The sequence below is a fragment of the Brachyspira sp. SAP_772 genome (assembly GCF_009755885.1).
Lineage (GTDB): Bacteria > Spirochaetota > Brachyspiria > Brachyspirales > Brachyspiraceae > Brachyspira.
This window is the reverse complement of sequence record NZ_VYIX01000064.1, coordinates 1-916: the sequence shown is the minus strand read 5'-3', so window position 1 is coordinate 916 and position 916 is coordinate 1. Positions and strand designations below refer to the sequence as shown.

Sequence of the window (916 nt, the reverse complement as noted above, 5' to 3'; positions counted from 1 at the left end):
ATTTATTTGACCATGTAAATATTGATAAAAAAAATACTTTTGTTCCTAAGGGAATAGGWGATAAAGAAAAAATATTAAAAGAGTTTAATGATAAAATAGAAAAACTTCCAAGAGATATTCAGTTACTTGGAGTTGGTCCTAATGGTCATATTGCTTTCAATGAACCTGATGAGGCTTTACATGCTAATGCTTTATGCGTGAAGCTTGATGAAAAAACTATTAAAGCTAATGCTAGATTTTTTGCTTCAGAGAAAGATGTTCCAAGAGAGGCTTTTAGTATGGGAATGGGCGGAATATTAAAAGCTAAAAAAATAGTAATAGCTGCTATTGGTAAGGGTAAAKCTGCTGCAATGAAAGAACTTTTAAATCATGATAAAGTTATGACTAGCTGTCCTGTTACTTTCCTTAAGCTTCATAATGATGTTGTTGTTGTTATAGATGAAGAGTTGGCTGATGCTATAGGATATAAGAAAAAAGTTTCTAAGAAAAAATAATTGGTTTAATAATTAATTAAATAAAATGCAATGGGGTTTTTATTAATCTCATTGCTTTTTTATTGAATTATAATAATATATTAATACTTGTATATATAGTGAGGATTGTTGTTAGAGTCTAGAGATTCTTCTGAATTAATATTAAATGCTTCATTACAATCTTTTATTGATTTTTCAAAATATTTTTTATCTTTTGTATATTTGTATTTATCAAAATAAAGTATGCTTCTGTTGCTTAAGGCATATATATTATGATGGTCTATTTCTATAAGTTCATTATAATCTTTTAATGCTTCATCAAAAGAAGAKGCATTTGCTGTAAGTTTATAATTTAATAAATTCAAAGTTGCTCTATTATGAATAATATCAAAATCATTATTGTAAGAGGATATTGCATTATTAAAAATACTTAAAGCAGTGTT

Annotated in this window: 1 protein-coding gene and 1 pseudogene; one reads left to right on the top strand and one right to left on the bottom strand. The window is 26.2% G+C overall.

What is annotated here, in order from left to right:
- On the top strand, nt 1–494 hold a 494-nt coding region (locus tag GQX97_RS12580), incomplete at its 5' end, for a 6-phosphogluconolactonase (RefSeq protein WP_198391232.1).
- A gap of 80 nt (nt 495–574) precedes the next feature.
- On the opposite strand, the pseudogene GQX97_RS12575 reads toward GQX97_RS12580, so the two are convergent.
- Nucleotides 575–916: pseudogene (locus tag GQX97_RS12575) on the bottom strand (hypothetical protein); the annotation flags it as partial.